A 17000-nucleotide genomic window follows, 5' to 3' on the forward strand; every position below is an offset into this window, starting at 1 on the left:
CGAAAGACTCCCTCTAATTCCCTTGTGAGGCGTGATCATGCGAACGATGGGCATCGACAACGCCACCGATCAGATTTTCGCTCATCAATCTTTGCTCCAGCGTGCCACGCGGCTTGGCGATCGCCTCCAGGTAACGCACAGCGGTTGCTGCCCGCATCCTGGTCAGGGCAAGGGCCTGCGCCGGCGTGACCTGTCGGAAGGCGACGAGATCACGGGGCCGCAACTGGGCGAAGGCATCAAGGTCGACATCCAGGACCGTCGCGATCTTCGGATAGCCGCCCGTGGTCTGGTGATCTGCGAGCAGCACCGTGGCAACGCCGTCACCGGCTACCTGCACCGAGCCCCTGACGATCGCTTCGGACGGCATGTTGAGCAGCCCGTCCGGCTTCAGGGCCGCCCCCTGCAGGCGCACACCCATGCGGTCATAGGCGTCCGTCAGGCGGTAAGGTGACGCCAGAAACGTCTCGATCGTCTTTCGCGAGAAGAAGCGGTCCTGCGGTCCGAGAACGACATGCAGCTCCGATTTTGGACGTGCAGTAACCGGGCACGGTATGGATCCCTCGCGTTCCGGTCGCACCGCGGCCTCCATGACGCTCAGTTGAGTTCCTGCGGTCAGTCGCCCGCCTCCGAGCCCGGACATCGCATGGGTGGACGAACTGCCAAGCCACTTTTCGGCCGTCAGTTCACCGGCAAAAGCCAGATAGGTCCAACTGCCCCAATGTCCCGGACGGATGGCCAGACGCTGACCTTCGGTCAAAGTCGCAATCGTCCAGGAGCCCATTTTACGCCCCGCAAGATCAAGCATGAAGCCGCCACCGGCCACGGCGAAGGTGACGGAGCCGGTAAGGCAATCCAACACCAGCCCACCCATGGAAATCTCGACAGCGGGCTGGTTGACCTGATTGCCAAGCGCGATATTGGCAGCGGCGAACGAGGCGCGGTCCATCGGGCCCGACGCGGGAACGCCATAGCGCAGGAAACCAAACCGCCCTGCATCCTGGATGGAAACGTGCGGACCTGCAGAATGGACGGACAGAACAGCCTCGCTCATGCGCCGACGCCCGCATCGAATTGCGCCCGCGAAATGCGCTGGAATTTCACCCGATCGCCGACATCGAAGAGGAAGGGTCGCTCATCGGACGACGCATCGAGGATCTTGGTGGGAGACCGCCCGATAATCCACCAGCCGGTCGGCATGGTGAGCGTCGTGACGAGACATTGCGGCCCGGCGATGATGATGCTGCCGGCCGGAATTCCACGGACGGCGGCGTCCTTGCGCGGCATCTGAATTTGTCCCAGAACGCCAGCGAGATAGGCATAGCCCGGCGCGAACCCATACATGAAAACGCTGTAGTCACCGCTCAGATGGGCCTGAATGACGTCCTCGGGTGCCAGACCGGTCGCCTCGGCGATAGGGGCGAGATCTGGAGCGAACTCGGGATCGTAGCAGACGGCGACCTCGCGCAGGGAACCCGCCCCAACATGGTCGGAGCATGAGGCGATCAATGCGGCGACCTTCGTCTGGACCGTCCGATGATCCGTCACAAGCGGATCGAAGCGGAGGAGGACGCTCGCATAGGCCGGCACAGCCTCCACGAACCCCTCGAAAGGCCGGCTTATTAGCGCCATGTCGAGCCGCAGCACCCTGTCGTGGATGTGATTGTCAATGACGTCGCCAAACTCCACCAACAGAGCATGGTCTGCCACCGGACGATAGAGAGGATAATCATGGTCTGGTGGTATCAGCACGGTACACACGTCGCTCGTTAAGTTAAATCGGTCAGAACGCTCGCCGCCCTGTCCATCGGGAGGCAAAGCCGGTTACTTACGCCGGCGTTTTCCTGGGCGGCGGGACCGGGCGCGTGTGCGCTCTTTCAGTTCTGCAAAAATGGACGCACAGCCGTTCCAGCAGCCTGCAGTTTGCTGCGGATATGGCGGGCCATGGCCATTGCGCCATCGCTATCGCCATGCACGCAGATGGAATGCGCTTCCAGCGGGATCGGATCGCCGTCGACGGTCGGCATCAGCCCGGTCGACAGAAACTCGATGAGCCGGGATGCGGCGGCCTCGGGATCGTGGATCATGGCCTCCTCATGACTGCGCGGCACGAGCCGGCCGGTCGACAGATAGCCGCGATCGGCAAATATTTCGCTGAACACGGTGAGGTCAGCCTCCCGAGCCGCATGTTCCAGCTCGGTTCCTGAAATCGCCAGGATCGCGAGATCCCGTGATAGCGCCTTGGTTGCCCTCACGACCGCCTCGGCGGCCGGACCGTTATCGGCCGCCCAGTTACCAAGCGCGCCATGTGGCTTCACATAGCGGATCGTCGCGCCGGCCAGCGCCGCCGCTCCCATCAGCGCACCTATCTGGGTTGCCACGAGCTGCTCGACCTCCGTCACCGTCAGCGGAATGAGGCGCCGGCCGAACCCCTCCCGGTCGGCAAAGCCCGGATGAGCTCCGACGACAACGCCTTTCAGGCGCGCCATGGCCAAGGTCTCGACCATGGTCGCCGGATCGCCGGCATGCCCTCCGCAGGCAATGTTGGCACTGGTGACAACATTGAGGATCGCCTCGTCGTCGCCCATGCGCCAGGGGCCAAACCCTTCGCCCAGATCGGAATTGAGATCAATCGCCGCCTTCATGGACCTATCCTGCAGCCTTCGGCGTTGCCCGTGTCAGCAGCACGACACCGCCGCCCTCTGCCGTGTCGTAGTAATTGAAACCCGTTCCGGTATCGCGCCGGCCACGCATCAGAACAGAAAGGCCCGCCGCCCTGGCGCTGGCCTCTGCCTCATTGGCGTCAGGAACCTCGAAGCCGATATGGAAGACACCATCACCCTTGGTATCCAGGAAGTGGCGCTGCGGGCTCGGCTGGTCGTCCGGTTGGCAGAGTTGAAGCTGGATATTTGGCAGATTGCAGAAACGGTATTTGAGGTTGAAGAAACCTTCCCGGCTGGGAACGTCCAGTTCGGTGTATTCCTTGAGGGGCGGATATTCCTGCCACGGACCGATACCGATCGATTCATACCATCCTTGAGTCTTGTCGACATCGGCGACGACGATGCAGATGTGATGCAGCTTGTCGAAATTCGCCATCGGATTACTCCTTCACCGGAACGATGTAGTTGAGAACACGGCGTCCGCCGTCGGGGTAGATCGTCTCGCCGGTGATGTAGGAAGCGTCATCGCTGGCCAGGAAGGCCGTGACGGCGGCGATTTCCTCGACAGTGCCGCAGCGGCCCATCGGAGTACGGGAGAGAACTGCCCGCCGCGTTGCTTCCGAATCGATAAAGGAACCATCCACCATTTCGGTCATGATTGTGCCAGGCCCGACGCCGACCACGCGGATCCCGTAGGGCGCAAAGGCAACCGCGGCAGTGCCGGTGACCTGGTTCATGCCACCCTTGGAGATGGCGTAGGTCGAAACACGCGGATTGGCGAGGCCGGAATTGATGGAGGACATGTTGATGATGACGCCGCCCTCGCCCTGCGCAATCATCTGACGGGCAGCCGCCTGAACGCCAAGGAAGGCACCCTTCAGATTGACGCCCAGAACCTTGTCGTAGTCCTCTTCCGTTACATCGAGGAAGTCCTGCATCATCGCGATGCCCGCGTTGTTGACCATGATATCGACACGGCCGAACTTCTGCACGGCAGCGACGATCAGCGCATCCACCTGATCCTTCTTGCTGACGTCGGTGACGACGGCGAGGACCTTGTCGGGCGTGCCGATCGCGGACGCCGTTTCGTGTAAACGGGTGGCGTCGACATCTGCGATAACCACTTTCGCGCCTTCTGCCAGAAAACGCTCGGCACAGGCGCGCCCGATTCCTCGTGCTCCGCCGGTGATAACTGCTACCCTGTTGGCGAGTTTCATGGTGCCACTCCTTCTGACTTCCTGCGTTAATAGACTACCGTCTCGTGCAGCGGCGTGCCCGAGCGGACGCGCCCGAAACCGAGAGGCGACAAATCGATCGTTCGGTATTGGCCATGGGTGATGAACTCGGCAACCCCGCGCCCGGTCGCTGGCGCGTGCATCACGCCGTGCCCGGAAAAACCGGTCGCGAAGACCAGATTGCCGATCTTATCATGCGGCCCGATGATGCCGTTGTGATCCAGCATATTGACCTCATAGTGACCCGCCCAGGCGCGCTCCACGCGCAACTGTTCGAGAACCGGAATTCTATGCGCCAGCGCTGGCCAGAGGAACTCCTCCAGAAGTTCATGCGCCGGCTCGAAATCGCCATCAGCATCCGGGTCATTGTCTTCGCCAGGTGCAATACCGCAGATGAAACCCTCGCCCTCGGGCCGGATCCAGGCGCCGGAGGTGTCAAAGAGCATAGGAACGTTCGATCTTTCAAGCGGCGCCTTGATGCTGAAGACGGTGCGCTTGCGGGCGCAGACCGGAAGCTCGATTCCGAGTTTGCGCACGACGGCGGCTGAAGCGGCACCGGCTGCATTGACGCACCAATCAGCCGCGATCACGGTTCCATCCGAAAGCCTGACCCCGGTGACACGGTCGCCGTCAAGTTCGATCCCTTCGGCGTGGCCTTCGACATAGGTCACGTCCCGCGCGCGGGCCGCACGTCGCAGCAGAGAAAGAAGCGACCAGGCATCGAACCATCCCTCGTTACGCCAGGCGGTGGTGGCGACGCCGATGTCCTCGACATTCAGCCACGGATAAAGTTTTCGTGCCTCATCCGGGGAAAGTGCCGCCACATCCGCGCCTTCGAGGCGCTGCATCTCCACGCCGGCGCGACGAACCTCGACCGTCTCCGGCCCACCCAGGATGAGATAGCCGCGCTCGACAAAACCGATATCCGCACCAGCGCCGAAGCGGTCCTTGATGGTGCGAATGAATTCGGCCCCGAACAGGCTCATATGGATATTAACCGGTGTTCCGAACTGCGTCCGGATCGACGCCGCCGAGAGCGCCGTCGAGGAGAACTGGTAGCTCGGATCGCGTTCGACAACAGTCACGGAGCCCGCAAAGCCCTGCTCCCGAAGAAAGTAGGCGATCGAACTGCCGACGATCGCTCCACCGATGATAACCACGGATTCGGACGACTGCGCCATGTCCCCTACCGTATCACGAAAGGATTAGCCGTCGCGCCGAGCGTATCGATCCAGACCGTCTTCGTCTGGAGATAGGCTTCAATCGCTTCCTGGCCGCTCTCGCGCCCGATGCCGCTCTTCTTGTACCCGCCGAACGGGGCCATGTAACTGATGGCCCGGTAGGTGTTGATCCAGACCGTGCCGACTTCCATTGCCGCCGCGCCGCGCAGTGCCCTCCCCATATCTGCGGTCCACAAGCCCGCCGCGAGCCCGTAGGGACTGTCATTGGCGATCGCGAAAGCCTCTTCGTCATCATCAAAGGGGATGACGCTCAGGATCGGCCCGAAGACCTCCTCGCGGGCAATCCGCATGGAATTGTCCACGCCGGTGAAGATGCTGGGTTCGACGAACCAGCCACTGGCCAGGTCTTGTGCCGCAGGCTTCCCGCCTCCCAGCACGCACGTGGCGCCCTCGCCTCTTGCAATATCGAGATAGCCCAACACCTTTTCGCGCTGGGCCTGCGTGGTGATCGGCCCCACCTGGGTATCGGCAAGAGCCGGATTGCCGATCCGGGCCGTCGCCGCCAGGTTCACGACCCGCTCCACCACCTGGTCGTGCACCTTCCGATGCACCAGAAGCCGGGAGCCGGCAATGCAGGTTTGGCCGCTGGCGGCAAAAATGCCGGAAATCGCGCCGTTGACCGCGCTCTCTATATTGGCGTCGTTGAAGACAATGTTCGCAGACTTGCCGCCCAGTTCCAGGGTGACGGTCTTCAGCTGTTCGGCAGCGGCGCGATAGACGGCTATCCCGCCCGGTTCGCCACCGGTAAATGCAATCTTCGCGACGTCGGGGTGGGAGACCAGCGGCACTCCGACATCTTGCGGCATCCCGGTCACAGTGTTCACAACACCCGCGGGGAAGCCCGCCTCAGCAAAGAGCTTCACGAATTCCAAAGTCGATGCGGAAGTGTGCTCCGACGGCTTGATGACGGCCGTATTGCCGGCGGCAAGCAATGGCGCAAGCTTCCAGGTCAGAAGCATCAGCGGTGAATTCCAAGGCACGATCGCCGCAATCACGCCGATCGGCTCATGCCGGGTGAAGGCAAACATGCCGGGCTTGTCGATCGGCAGAACCGAGCCTTCGATCTTGTCGGCCAAGCCGCCGAAATAGCGGAACCACTCGGGGATGTAGCGCAACTGCGCCGTCATCTCGGTGATCAGCTTGCCATTGTCGCGGGTTTCAATGGCTGCAAGGCGTTCCGCGTTGGCGGAGATCAGCTCGGCAAGACGCACGAGGAGTTTTCCGCGCGCTGTCGGGTTCAATCCACCCCATTCGTTGGACCGGAAGGCCGCCTTCGCGGCCGCCACGGCGGCATCCACCTCCGCTGCGCTGTTCCGGGGAATGAGTGCCCAAGGCTTGCCCGTGTATGGATCGTAGGATTCGAATGTCGCGGACGAAGAACGGCTCTGGCCCGCGACCGTATTCAGAAACTCGACAAGCGCCGCGCTCATCTCAGCAGGTTCCCAAGCCGAGATGTCCGCGGAAGCGGTTCTTGATATACACGGCATCACGCGGCGGTAGGGAACGCGGCAGGTTTTCAGCGGCGATCTTCAGCACGAAGAGCCGCGGGCCGTCGGCAGGCTCGCGCAACCGCCGCGTCAGCGCATCGACCTCTTCGAGCGTGCGCAATTCCGCCGTTTCCGAAAAGCTGCAGGCGGCTGCCACCTTGTCGAAAGCGATGCCTCGGCCGGTATGGCTCGACTGCATTCCCGTCTCGCCAAAATGCTGGTTGTCCAGCACGATGACATCAAGGTTCTTCGGCTTGGCAACCGAGATCGTCGCGAGCGCTCCAAAGGCCATCAACTGCTCGCCGTCGCCGGTAATCACCATGACCCGCTTTTCAGGCTGCGCCTGCGCAACACCGAGAGCAACCAGGGCAGCACCGCCCATGGCGCCCCAGAGATAATAATTATCGTCGCGGTCTCCGGCTGCATGCACATCGTAGCTCGGAGAGCCGAGACCGGTTATGACCAGAGCGTCATCGCGCGCATCGAGAAGCTTCTTCACCGCATCGCGGCGATCCATTGTCGGAAGTGTCATCTGGCTCACCATTTCTTCTTGCCCAGGAGGCGCTGGCCAATCAGAACCGCAATCTGCTGGTCCGCGTCGTAGGCCATTGTTGCTGCTTGGGAGACGACCTCGACTAGATCCTCACCGGTCTCTGCCCGCAGCACCGTCACGCCGATCGCTTCAAGAGCTGCTTGGGTGGCCTGCCCCATTGGCACCTGCCAGGGATTGAATTCAGCCCACTCGCCGCGCATCGTCACGAGCATCAGAAGTGGAAAGCGTGCCTGTACCGGCAGGGAGAGCATGTTGATGCAATTCCCGACACCAGAGGACTGCATCAGGATGACGCTGCGCTTACCGCCAAGCCATGTCCCGGCGGCAATAGCGACACCCTCTTCTTCCGTCGTCAGTACGTTGGCAACAACGTCTTGATCTTCATTGAAGAGGCGGATCAGTGTGGAGTGGCCAGCATCAGGAACGTAAGACATGTGGTTGACGCCAGCGGACTTTAGCGTCTCGTAGAGCTCAACTGGCCATTCCGTCGCCAAATCTCTGCCCGTTCTGCCTTGTTGTGCTGAAATGACTGCAGCGGCACCCAAGCTCGCCTCCCGTGTTGTTTCTTCGTATTCTTTCTATGCCCTATTCGAATTGTTTCTACATCGACCCTTTTTTTCGATCAGATATAACGATATTGTATATCAATGGAGATCTCCCAGCTTCGAACGCTCATCCACGTCGCCGAACTCGGCAGCCTGTCCAAGGCTTCCGACAGGCTGCATATCGCCCAGCCCGCTCTGAGCCGACAGATACGCCTGCTGGAAGAGGAGCTTGGCACGCGCCTGTTCGACCGGCATGGGCGGGGCATGGTCGTGACAGAACAGGGCCGGGATGTCTTGCTTCACGCACTGAGAGTGATGAGCGAGCTCGAGGAGATCCGCGCGGTCGTGCTCGACGAGGGCGCACCACTGCGCGGCCATGTCTCGATCGGCATGCCGCCGACCGCTTCAGATATCCTGTCGGAGCCGCTCGTTTCCGCTTTTCGCGAAGCGCACCCGGAAGCCACGCTGCGCATCGTCAGCGCCTATTCCGGCTATCTTCTCGACTGGCTGCATCGCGGCGAGATCGATGCGGCAATTCTCTATGATCCGAAATCGGCACGGGCTTTGCGCACGCAGCCCCTGCTGGAAGAGACGCTGTTTTTGATCGGACCGCCGGATTCCGGCCTCGACCAGGACACACCGGTCGAGTTTTCGGCCTTGGCCGATTATCGACTGCTGATACCGAGTATCGGCCATGGCTTGCGCTCCATCCTCGAAAAACATGCCCAGGAGGTGAACATCGCACTCGACGTGAAGGTCGAGGCCGACAGCTATTCGACGCTGAAGTCCCTCGTGAGCAAGGGGCACGGCGTCACGGTCCTGCCGCTCGCCCCAATTCACGAGGACCTGACAGAAGGAAGACTGTGTGCGGCCCCCATTGTGAACCCCGTGCCCATGCGGCGATTGATCATGTCCTATCCGACAGATCGGCCCGTACCGCGCCTCGCCCGGTTTGCCGGCCAGGTCATCGCAACCAGTGTGGCAACGCTCGTGCAACAAGGGATTTGGTCGGGCCGGCTCCCGGAGACGGCATTGGCATCGCCCTAGCCCTCCCGCGCAGATGCGCATAGCCGCAGTTCGGTTTCACCGGGTCTGATGTTCCGTTCTGGATGCGCCGAGATATCCGCACAGACGATATCGGGCATCGGCTGGAGTCAGCACGCGACGAGATTCGGTCCGCTTCACCAGGATGATTGACGTGGACCTGCTGGCCGGTTGGAATACCTGTCCATACCCAGAATGCGCACGAAATCCGACATCATATATAATTCTGGCATAGCTGATCTCACCACTCTGTCGTTGTGCTCAGGCCCCAGTGGGCATTAGCAAGAGAGCTCTTGCACGAGGAGCCAGAAAAGCCATGAGCCACGCTGTCGACGACTATTCGGACATTCGCGAAGCCGTCGAAAAGCTCTGCCGACGTTTCCCCGGAGAATACTGGCGCGCGCTTGATAGGGAGATGGCATATCCCCAGGCCTTCGTCGACGCCTTGACGGAAGCCGGCTGGCTTTCGATCCTGATCCCCGAAGAGTTCGGCGGAGCGGGATTGCCGCTTTCGGCTGCGGCTGCGGTTCTGGAGGAGATCCAGCGCGCCGGCTGCAATGGCGGTGCGTGCCATGCCCAGATGTACACCATGGGAACGCTTCTGCGGCACGGCTCCCAGACGCAGAAGGAAAAGTATCTGCCTGCGATCGCCGCCGGCGAGCTGCGGCTACAGGCCTTCGGCGTCACCGAGCCAACGAGCGGCACCGACACTGGCGCGCTGAAGACCACCGCGCGGCTGGACGGAGACCACTATGTGGTCCGCGGCCAGAAGATCTGGACGAGCAGGGCGGAGCATTCCGACCTGATGCTGCTGCTTGCCCGGACGACTGCGCTTACCGAAGGCATGAAGAAGACCGATGGCCTCTCGGTGCTTTTGGTCGACATGCGCGAAGCCAAGGGCAGCGGCCTAACCATCCGCCCCATCCGAACGATGATGAACCACGCGACGACCGAGGTTTTCTTCGACGATCTTCACGTGCCGGCCGATCATCTGATCGGTGAGGAAGGCAAGGGTTTCCGCTATATCCTGTCGGGCATGAATGCCGAGCGCATCCTGATTGCAGCCGAATGCATCGGCGACGCCAAATGGTTCATCGAGAAGGCCTCCAACTACGCGAAAGATCGCAGCGTCTTCGGCCGCCCGATCGGACAGAACCAGGGCATCCAGTTCCCGATCGCCAAGGCCTATGCCAATATGCGCGCGGCAGAGCTCATGGTGCGCGAGGCGCTGAGCCTGTACGAGGCGGGCAAGAATCCAGGCGCCGAGGCCAACATGGCCAAGATGCTGGCCGCCGATGCCTCGAACGAGGCCGCCAATGCCTGCATCCAGACGCATGGGGGCTTCGGCTTCGCGGAGGAATACGATGTGGAGCGCAAGTTCCGCGAGACGCGCCTTTACCAGGTCGCACCCATTTCGACCAATCTGATCCTGTCCTACATCGCCGAACATGTGCTCGGCATGCCGCGTTCCTACTAGGAGTAAGCCTCTTGAACGTCCTCATCGTCTATGCCCACCCGGAACCGAAATCCTTCAACGGCGCAATGAAAGATGTCGCCATTGAAACGCTGACGGCGGCAGGCCACGGGGTGGTCGTCAGCGATCTCTACGCGATGGGCTTCAATCCTGTCGCAGGGCGTGACGACATGACAAGCGAACTGACGGATTCGGAGTTTTTCAGCCTGCCGAAGGAACAGACGGCGGCCTATGATGCCGGTACCCTGGCAAGCGACATCACCGCCGAAATGGAAAAGCTCAAGCGCGCGGATCTGGTGATCTTCCAGTTCCCCGTCTGGTGGTTCGGTATGCCGGCTGTCCTCAAGGGCTGGGCCGACCGCGTGTTTGCCCGTGGCTTCGCTTACATGCCCGGCCGCAAGTATGATACCGGCATGTTCAAGGGCAAGCTTGCCATGGTCGCCGCAACGACGGGAACATCGGCAGACACCTACGCGCCCGATGGCATCGACGGCGATATCCTGACCGTGCTCTGGCCGATCCACAATGGCCTCTGCCGCTACAGCGGCTTCGACGTCCTGCCCCCCTTCGTGGCCTACATGCCCGGTCGTGTCGGCGAAGACGGCCGCAAGGCCTATCTCGAGGCCTACCGGAAGCGTCTTGGCGAGCTCGAGACGACCCCGCCCCTGTTCTTCCACCCGAAGGACGACTACGGCCCGAACGAGCGCCTGAAGCCCGGCGTTCTGGCCCGCTCCGGAGTGCAGCGCAATGTCTAGCGCCGCCAGGCCTCTGGAAGGCCTGTTCGTCGTCTCCATCGAACAGGCAGTTGCCGCACCGCTCTGCACGGTGCGCCTTGCCGATGCCGGCGCCCGTGTCGTCAAGATCGAGCGGCCTGAAGGCGAGACGGCACGTCATTACGATTCCACTGTCGAGGGGATGTCGGCATATTTCGTCTGGCTCAACCGCGGCAAGGAAAGCGCCGCGCTCGATCTGAAATCGGAGGCCGATCTTTCCCTTTTCCACCGCATGGTGGCGAAGGCCGACGTGCTGGTGCAGAATCTTGCCCCAGGCGCGATCGATCGCCTGGGGTTGTCGACAGACGTCATTGCCGCGCGCTTTCCGCGCCTGCTCGCCGTCAACATCGTGGGCTACGGGCAAGACACGGCCTACGCCCACATGCGCGCCTACGACATGCTCGTCCAGGCGGAAAGCGGCCTCTGCGCCGTCACCGGCTCTCCCGACACACCGAGCAAGATCGGCGTGTCTGCAGCGGATATTGCGACCGGCATGAACGCTCACGCGGCCATCCTCGAAGCGTTGCTGACGCGCGAGAAGACCGGCCGGGGCCGTGTGATCGAGATCGCCATGTTCGATGGCATGGCCGACTGGATGGCCGTGCCCCTTCTGTATTATGCCCATGCCGGACGGGAAACGGCCCGATACGGTCTCGCCCATGCGTCTATCTACCCCTACCGTCCCTATACCTGCCGCGACGGCGGCGCGGTTGTCGTTTCCATCCAGCAAAACAGCGAGTGGAAGCGGTTCTGCACCATCGTGCTTGAGCGCCCCGACCTGATCGATGACCCGCGTTTCGCCACCAATGCGCAGCGCGTGGCGAACCGCGAAACGCTGGACAGGCACATAGAGCCCGCCTTCACGGCCATGGATTGCAACGAGGCAATCCGGCGGCTCAACAAGGCCCAGAACGCCTGGGGCAGAGTTTCGGAAGTGCGGGATCTGCCGCAGCATCCGGCCCTGCGCCAGATGCAGGTTACACTGCCGGACGGCAAGACCATCTCGGTGCCCAGGCCGGCAGGCCGAGCTGCGGACGATGTCGTTCCCGTGGTTCCCGCCCTGGGAGGCCAGACGGAGCTGATCCGCGCCGAGTTTGCCACCTGACGAAGGAGATGTGCACGTGAGCCCGGAGAAGGTTGTCGATCTGCAGAATTGGGTGGGACGGACCAGAGACGTCGAGGATATCGTCACCCCGCGCCTGGTCGAAAGTTTGAGCGCGACACTTGCGCCGCATGCTGCGAAGCCTGGCGACGCAGCCGCACCGCTGGGTCTCCATTGGTGCCTGGCGCCTGACATCGCAGATGCCGGCGAACTCGAACCGGACGGACATCCGGCCAAAGGCGGTTTCCTGCCGCCGGTGCCGCTTCCGCGCCGGATGTGGGCTGCCAGCGACGTGACATTCAAGGGCTCCATCGCTTTGGGACAGAGCATCCGGCGCCATTCGACCATCCGCAAGATCGAGGAGAAACAGGGCCGCACCGGTTCGCTGGTCTTCGTCACAGTGCACCATACGTTCAGCGCCGCAGGCAGCCCGATCATAGAGGAAGACCAGACTATCGTTTACCGCGAAGCCGCAGATGCCGGTGACGGCAGCAGAGCGGCGGCACCTGCGTTCGCGGTGTTGCCGCCGGCACCACACCAACAGGCTGTCGATGTGGATGCCGTGCTTCTGTTCCGCTACTCTGCCCTTACCTTCAACGGACACCGCATCCACTACGACGCGCCCTATGCGACCGAGGTCGAGCACTATCCGGGCCTGGTCATCCATGGACCGCTGCAGGCGACGCTGCTCCTGAACTATGCCGCCTTGATCGCCGGTCGCGCGCCGGAACGCTTTTCGTTCCGCGGCATCAGCCCTGCGACCGGCCCGCAGCGCTTGCACTTGCGTGCGACACCGCGGCCGGACACTAGCCTGGAGCTGGACGTCGCCGATGCGGATTACCAGATCACCATGAGGGCCAGCGCACAATGGTAGCATTTCATCCGCCGGTCGCACCGCTGTTCGTGCCCGCCTCGCGCCCAGACCGCTTCGGCAAGGCCGATACCAGCGGAACAGATGCCGTCATCCTCGACCTGGAGGACGCCGTTGTGGTGGCAGACAAGGAGCGCGCGCGAGACGCAGTTGTTGCCGGATCGTGCAAGCTGTCATCTGCCACTATCGTCCGGATCAACGCGGCCGGCACGCCCTGGCACGCGGCCGATCTCGACGCGGTCCGTCGTCTCGAAGGCATCTGCATCATGCTGCCGAAAGCGGAAAACCCGCAGGACATCGTCAACCTGAAAAGCCGTCTGGGACGGGATGTGCCCGTGATAGCCCTGGTCGAGACCGCGCTCGGTCTCTCTCGGCTCCCGGACATTCTGACCGCGGACAACGTCGTCATGGCCGCCTTCGGCTCGGTCGATTTTTCCCTCGATATCGGCTGCGCCCATGACCGTCTAGCGTTGCTTGCCGCCCGTAGCGAACTGGTCTGGCGATCGCGAGCAGCAGGTCATGCCGCCCCGCTTGACGGCGTAACGACGAACCTTAGCGATTCCACTGCGACGCAAGAAGATGCACGTCATGCGGCGGAACTCGGCTTTGGCGGCAAGATGGCCGTCCACCCGAACCAAGTGGAACCCATCCTCCGGTCCTTCCTGCCGTGCGCCGCGCAGGTAGAGTGGGCGCGCAAGGTTCTTTCCGTCGCCTCTACGGGCGAAGCTCTGAAGGTCGACGGTGAGATGGTCGATCGACCCGTTCTTGAACGGGCGCGCAAGATCCTTGGGCGCGCTGATTTGCCATCGGCCAGCCAAGTCGTCGGGAACTAGAATCTTGGAGCCTATACGCACGATCTCGTTCAGACGGTGATGATCGGCAAGACGTCGGGCCACCGGCCGGGGAGGCTTGACGTGCACGGCCATATCGCCAGCGTCATGGCGGCGATGGCTGCCTCGACCGCAATGGGAAAGCGTTTCGAGGCTTTGAAGCACAACGACTATCTGCAGAAGCTTGATGCTGGTTTTCTGGCCACGGGGCAGAAACGTCAAAAGCCCCCTTGCATTTCTGCTTGGGGGCTTTTGTTTTGATTTGGTTGCGGGGGCAGGATTTGAACCTGCGGCCTTCAGGTTATGAGCCTGACGAGCTACCGGGCTGCTCCACCCCGCGTTATCTCCGCATTTGCCTTCGGCAAATGTCGGTATTCCCTGTGCAAGTCCTTTAGGACTTGTCGCATCTCCGCATTTGCCTTCGGCAAATGTCGGTATTCCCTGTGCAAGTCCTTTGGGACTTGTCGCATCTGCGCATTCGGCTTTAGCCGAATATCGGCTCCGGGCTGTTTTGCGGCCCGTTTGTTTGTTATCCGGCGTATATTATCGAAGCAAAAAGGCCGCTTGAGGGCGGCCCGGATGTTTCGGCTGAGCCGGAGGATGAAGAGAAGACGATTTGGTTTGTTTCTTGCCTTTTGCAGACCTGGCAGCGACCTACTCTCCCGCGTCTTAAGACGAAGTACCATCGGCGCAGGGGCGTTTCACGGCCGTGTTCGGAATGGGAACGGGTGCAGCCACCCCGCAATAACCACCAGGTCGGCAAAGGGCAAGAATTGCGCTGGCGACAGCGCAAAACCAAATGAGAAGCTGGTTGAAGTCTGAGACTTCATTTTTGAACACGTCTTTTTTTTCAGGCTGCTTGAGGCACTTCGGAGCGCAGCTCCGCAAGGCCAAGCGGCCGTCCGGAGCGCGACTAGCGCGTCAGGACAGAAGAGACGATGTTCATCTTTGATGAACATCGGCAATGAGAACAATCAAGCCAATCGAACGATTAGTACCGGTAAGCTTCATGCATTGCTGCACTTCCACACCCGGCCTATCAACGTGGTAGTCTTCCACGGTTCTCAAGGGAATACTCGTTTTCAGGTTGGTTTCCCGCTTAGATGCCTTCAGCGGTTATCCATTCCATATATAGCTACCCTGCTATGCGGCTGGCGCCACAACAGGTCCACCAGAGATATGTCCATCCCGGTCCTCTCGTACTAGGGACAGATCCTGTCAATATTCCTACACCCACGGCAGATAGGGACCGAACTGTCTCACGACGTTCTGAACCCAGCTCACGTACCGCTTTAATTGGCGAACAGCCAAACCCTTGGGACCTGCTCCAGCCCCAGGATGCGATGAGCCGACATCGAGGTGCCAAACAACCCCGTCGATATGGACTCTTGGGGGTCATCAGCCTGTTATCCCCGGCGTACCTTTTATCCGTTGAGCGATGGCCCTTCCACACGGGACCACCGGATCACTATGACCGACTTTCGTCTCTGCTCGACTTGTCAGTCTCGCAGTCAGGCGGGCTTATGCCATTGCACTCGACGACCGATTTCCGACCGGTCTGAGCCCACCATCGCGCGCCTCCGTTACTCTTTCGGAGGCGACCGCCCCAGTCAAACTACCCACCATACACTGTCCCGGATCCGGATAACGGACCGCGGTTAGACATCCATGACGATAAGGGTGGTATTTCAAGGATGGCTCCACGAGAACTGGCGTCCCCGCTTCAAAGCCTACCACCTATCCTACACATGCCGACACGAATGCCAGTGTAAAGCTATAGTAAAGGTGCACGGGGTCTTTCCGTCTGACCGCAGGAACCCCGCATCTTCACGGGGAATTCAATTTCACTGAGTCTATGCTGGAGACAGCGGGGAAGTCGTTACGCCATTCGTGCAGGTCGGAACTTACCCGACAAGGAATTTCGCTACCTTAGGACCGTTATAGTTACGGCCGCCGTTTACTGGGGCTTCGATTCAAAGCTTGCACCTCTCCTCTTAACCTTCCAGCACCGGGCAGGCGTCAGACCCTATACGTCGTTTTGCAACTTCGCAGAGCCCTGTGTTTTTGATAAACAGTCGCTACCCCCTGGTCTGTGCCACCCCAACACACTTGCGTGCAGTGGGGTCACGCTTCTTCCGAAGTTACGCGTGCAATTTGCCGAGTTCCTTCAGCATAGTTCTCTCAAGCGCCTTGGTATACTCTACCTGACCACCTGTGTCGGTTTCGGGTACGGTCTATACGGTGGAGCTATTTCCTGGAACCGCTCCGCTGCCCAACCAATCCAATAAGGTTGAACAACTTGTGCAATCCGTCACTACCACCAGGCCCACGAATATTAACGTGGTTCCCATCGACTACGCATTTCTGCCTCATCTTAGGGGCCGGCTAACCCTGCTCAGATTAACTTTAAGCAGGAACCCTTGGTCTTTCGGCGAGGGAGTCTCTCACTCCCTTTATCGTTACTCATGTCAACATTCGCACTTCCGATACCTCCAGGAGCCCTCACGGGTCTCCCTTCACAGGCTTACGGAACGCTCCGCTACCACAGCGCAACCTAAAAGGTTGTCGCTATCCTCAGCTTCGGTGCATGGCTTTAGCCCCGTTACATTTTCGGCGCAAAGACCCTTATTTAGACCAGTGAGCTGTTACGCTTTCTTTAAATGATGGCTGCTTCTAAGCCAACATCCTGGTTGTTTTGGGATCCTCACATCCTTTCCCACTTAGCCATGACTTGGGGACCTTAGCTGGAGGTCAGGGTTGTTGCCCTCTTCACGACGGACGTTAGCACCCGCCGTGTGTCTGCCGACTAGTACTCCTCGGTATTCGGAGTTTGGTTAGGATCAGTAAGACGGTGAGTCCCCATAGCCCATCCAGTGCTCTACCCCCGAGGGTATTCGGTCGACGCACTACCTAAATAGTTTTCGCGGAGAACCAGCTATTTCCGAGTTTGATTGGCCTTTCACCCCTAGCCACAAGTCATCCCAATCTATTGCAACAGATGCGGGTTCGGTCCTCCAGTTGGTGTTACCCAACCTTCAACCTGCTCATGGCTAGATCACTCGGTTTCGGGTCTAATGCGACGAACTGAACGCCCTGTTCAGACTCGCTTTCGCTGCGCCTTCACCTATCGGCTTAAGCTTGCTCGTCACACTAAGTCGTTGACCCATTATACAAAAGGTACGCCG

General features: G+C 60.6%; 16 protein-coding genes, 1 tRNA gene and 2 rRNA genes (1 of these 19 only partly in view). 7 read left to right on the top strand and 12 right to left on the bottom strand.

The features are described 5' to 3' along the window. Nucleotides 1–13: 13 nt before the first annotated feature. The 9 genes from WI754_RS00120 to WI754_RS00160 all read right to left on the bottom strand — a co-directional run bounded on the left by WI754_RS00120 (nt 14) and on the right by WI754_RS00160 (nt 7721). Nucleotides 14–1051, bottom strand: a complete 1038-nt coding sequence (locus WI754_RS00120) for a biotin-dependent carboxyltransferase family protein (RefSeq protein WP_349435536.1) — start codon at nt 1049–1051, stop codon at nt 14–16. Continuing rightward, nucleotides 1048–1707, bottom strand: coding sequence for an allophanate hydrolase subunit 1 (locus tag WI754_RS00125; protein ID WP_349437910.1), 660 nt, complete (start codon nt 1705–1707; stop codon nt 1048–1050). Before WI754_RS00125 ends, WI754_RS00120 begins: the two co-directional genes overlap by 4 nt. A gap of 167 nt (nt 1708–1874) precedes the next feature. Further along, complete coding sequence (locus WI754_RS00130) at nt 1875–2642, bottom strand: 5-oxoprolinase subunit PxpA (RefSeq protein WP_349435537.1); 768 nt, start codon at nt 2640–2642, stop codon at nt 1875–1877. 4 nt (nt 2643–2646) lie between these two features. Continuing rightward, nucleotides 2647–3096: a VOC family protein gene (locus tag WI754_RS00135; RefSeq protein ID WP_349435538.1), complete on the bottom strand. Its 450-nt coding sequence runs from the start codon at nt 3094–3096 to the stop codon at nt 2647–2649. A gap of 4 nt (nt 3097–3100) precedes the next feature. Further along, nucleotides 3101–3877, bottom strand: a complete 777-nt coding sequence (locus WI754_RS00140; RefSeq protein ID WP_349435540.1) for an SDR family oxidoreductase — start codon at nt 3875–3877, stop codon at nt 3101–3103. Nucleotides 3878–3903: 26 nt separating this feature from the next. Next, entirely contained in the window at nt 3904–5076 is a 1173-nt protein-coding gene (locus WI754_RS00145; RefSeq protein WP_349435541.1) for an FAD-binding oxidoreductase, read from the bottom strand. Between the two features lie 5 nt (nt 5077–5081). Continuing rightward, entirely contained in the window at nt 5082–6566 is a 1485-nt protein-coding gene (locus WI754_RS00150) for an aldehyde dehydrogenase (protein WP_349435543.1), read from the bottom strand. Nucleotide 6567: 1 nt separating this feature from the next. After that, nucleotides 6568–7155 (bottom strand): thiamine pyrophosphate-dependent enzyme, encoded by a 588-nt coding sequence (locus WI754_RS00155; protein ID WP_349435544.1) that lies wholly within the window; start codon nt 7153–7155, stop codon nt 6568–6570. A gap of 5 nt (nt 7156–7160) precedes the next feature. Continuing rightward, a complete protein-coding gene (locus tag WI754_RS00160; RefSeq protein ID WP_349435545.1) occupies nt 7161–7721 on the bottom strand; it encodes a thiamine pyrophosphate-binding protein in 561 nt (186 codons plus the stop codon). Between the two features lie 102 nt (nt 7722–7823). Between WI754_RS00160 and WI754_RS00165 the strand changes: the two genes are divergently transcribed. From WI754_RS00165 to WI754_RS00195, 7 genes are all read left to right on the top strand, one after another. Next, nucleotides 7824–8768, top strand: coding sequence for a LysR substrate-binding domain-containing protein (locus WI754_RS00165; protein ID WP_349435546.1), 945 nt, complete (start codon nt 7824–7826; stop codon nt 8766–8768). Nucleotides 8769–9081: 313 nt separating this feature from the next. Beyond that, complete coding sequence (locus tag WI754_RS00170) at nt 9082–10242, top strand: acyl-CoA dehydrogenase family protein (RefSeq protein ID WP_349435547.1); 1161 nt, start codon at nt 9082–9084, stop codon at nt 10240–10242. 11 nt (nt 10243–10253) lie between these two features. Then, on the top strand, nt 10254–10994 hold the full coding sequence (locus WI754_RS00175) for an NAD(P)H-dependent oxidoreductase (protein ID WP_349435548.1): 741 nt from the start codon (nt 10254–10256) through the stop codon (nt 10992–10994). Next, nucleotides 10987–12117 (top strand): CaiB/BaiF CoA-transferase family protein, encoded by a 1131-nt coding sequence (locus WI754_RS00180; protein ID WP_349435549.1) that lies wholly within the window; start codon nt 10987–10989, stop codon nt 12115–12117. Before WI754_RS00175 ends, WI754_RS00180 begins: the two co-directional genes overlap by 8 nt. A 16-nt stretch (nt 12118–12133) precedes the next feature. Beyond that, nucleotides 12134–12988, top strand: coding sequence for a MaoC family dehydratase N-terminal domain-containing protein (locus WI754_RS00185; RefSeq protein WP_349435550.1), 855 nt, complete (start codon nt 12134–12136; stop codon nt 12986–12988). Beyond that, nucleotides 12982–13818: a CoA ester lyase gene (locus WI754_RS00190; protein ID WP_349435551.1), complete on the top strand. Its 837-nt coding sequence runs from the start codon at nt 12982–12984 to the stop codon at nt 13816–13818. The genes WI754_RS00185 and WI754_RS00190 overlap by 7 nt, the downstream gene beginning before the upstream one ends. A gap of 39 nt (nt 13819–13857) precedes the next feature. Continuing rightward, nucleotides 13858–14076 (top strand): hypothetical protein, encoded by a 219-nt coding sequence (locus tag WI754_RS00195; protein WP_349435552.1) that lies wholly within the window; start codon nt 13858–13860, stop codon nt 14074–14076. A gap of 2 nt (nt 14077–14078) precedes the next feature. On the opposite strand, the gene WI754_RS00200 is transcribed toward WI754_RS00195, so the two are convergent. The 3 genes from WI754_RS00200 to WI754_RS00210 form a co-directional block, all read right to left on the bottom strand. Next, nucleotides 14079–14155: transfer RNA gene (locus WI754_RS00200), tRNA-Met, on the bottom strand. 301 nt (nt 14156–14456) lie between these two features. Beyond that, nucleotides 14457–14571, bottom strand: a 5S ribosomal RNA gene (gene rrf / locus WI754_RS00205). Between the two features lie 214 nt (nt 14572–14785). Next, nucleotides 14786–17000 (bottom strand): 23S ribosomal RNA (locus tag WI754_RS00210) (it continues 592 nt past the right edge of the window).

This window comes from Pararhizobium sp. A13 (assembly GCF_040126305.1).
Lineage (GTDB): Bacteria > Pseudomonadota > Alphaproteobacteria > Rhizobiales > Rhizobiaceae > Pararhizobium.

What these genes read in the sequence shown, in the direction of transcription:
- WI754_RS00130 (WP_349435537.1), bottom strand. Translation starts at nt 2,642, where the DNA reads ATGAAGGCGGCGATTGATCTCAATTCCGATCTGGGCGAAGGGTTTGGC.
- WI754_RS00155 (WP_349435544.1), bottom strand. Translation starts at nt 7,155, where the DNA reads ATGACACTTCCGACAATGGATCGCCGCGATGCGGTGAAGAAGCTTCTC.
- WI754_RS00180 (WP_349435549.1), top strand. Translation starts at nt 10,987, where the DNA reads ATGTCTAGCGCCGCCAGGCCTCTGGAAGGCCTGTTCGTCGTCTCCATC.
- WI754_RS00165 (WP_349435546.1), top strand. Translation starts at nt 7,824, where the DNA reads ATGGAGATCTCCCAGCTTCGAACGCTCATCCACGTCGCCGAACTCGGC.
- WI754_RS00145 (WP_349435541.1), bottom strand. Translation starts at nt 5,076, where the DNA reads ATGGCGCAGTCGTCCGAATCCGTGGTTATCATCGGTGGAGCGATCGTC.
- WI754_RS00120 (WP_349435536.1), bottom strand. Translation starts at nt 1,051, where the DNA reads ATGAGCGAGGCTGTTCTGTCCGTCCATTCTGCAGGTCCGCACGTTTCC.
- WI754_RS00140 (WP_349435540.1), bottom strand. Translation starts at nt 3,877, where the DNA reads ATGAAACTCGCCAACAGGGTAGCAGTTATCACCGGCGGAGCACGAGGA.
- WI754_RS00195 (WP_349435552.1), top strand. Translation starts at nt 13,858, where the DNA reads ATGATCGGCAAGACGTCGGGCCACCGGCCGGGGAGGCTTGACGTGCAC.
- WI754_RS00190 (WP_349435551.1), top strand. Translation starts at nt 12,982, where the DNA reads ATGGTAGCATTTCATCCGCCGGTCGCACCGCTGTTCGTGCCCGCCTCG.
- WI754_RS00170 (WP_349435547.1), top strand. Translation starts at nt 9,082, where the DNA reads ATGAGCCACGCTGTCGACGACTATTCGGACATTCGCGAAGCCGTCGAA.
- WI754_RS00150 (WP_349435543.1), bottom strand. Translation starts at nt 6,566, where the DNA reads ATGAGCGCGGCGCTTGTCGAGTTTCTGAATACGGTCGCGGGCCAGAGC.
- WI754_RS00135 (WP_349435538.1), bottom strand. Translation starts at nt 3,096, where the DNA reads ATGGCGAATTTCGACAAGCTGCATCACATCTGCATCGTCGTCGCCGAT.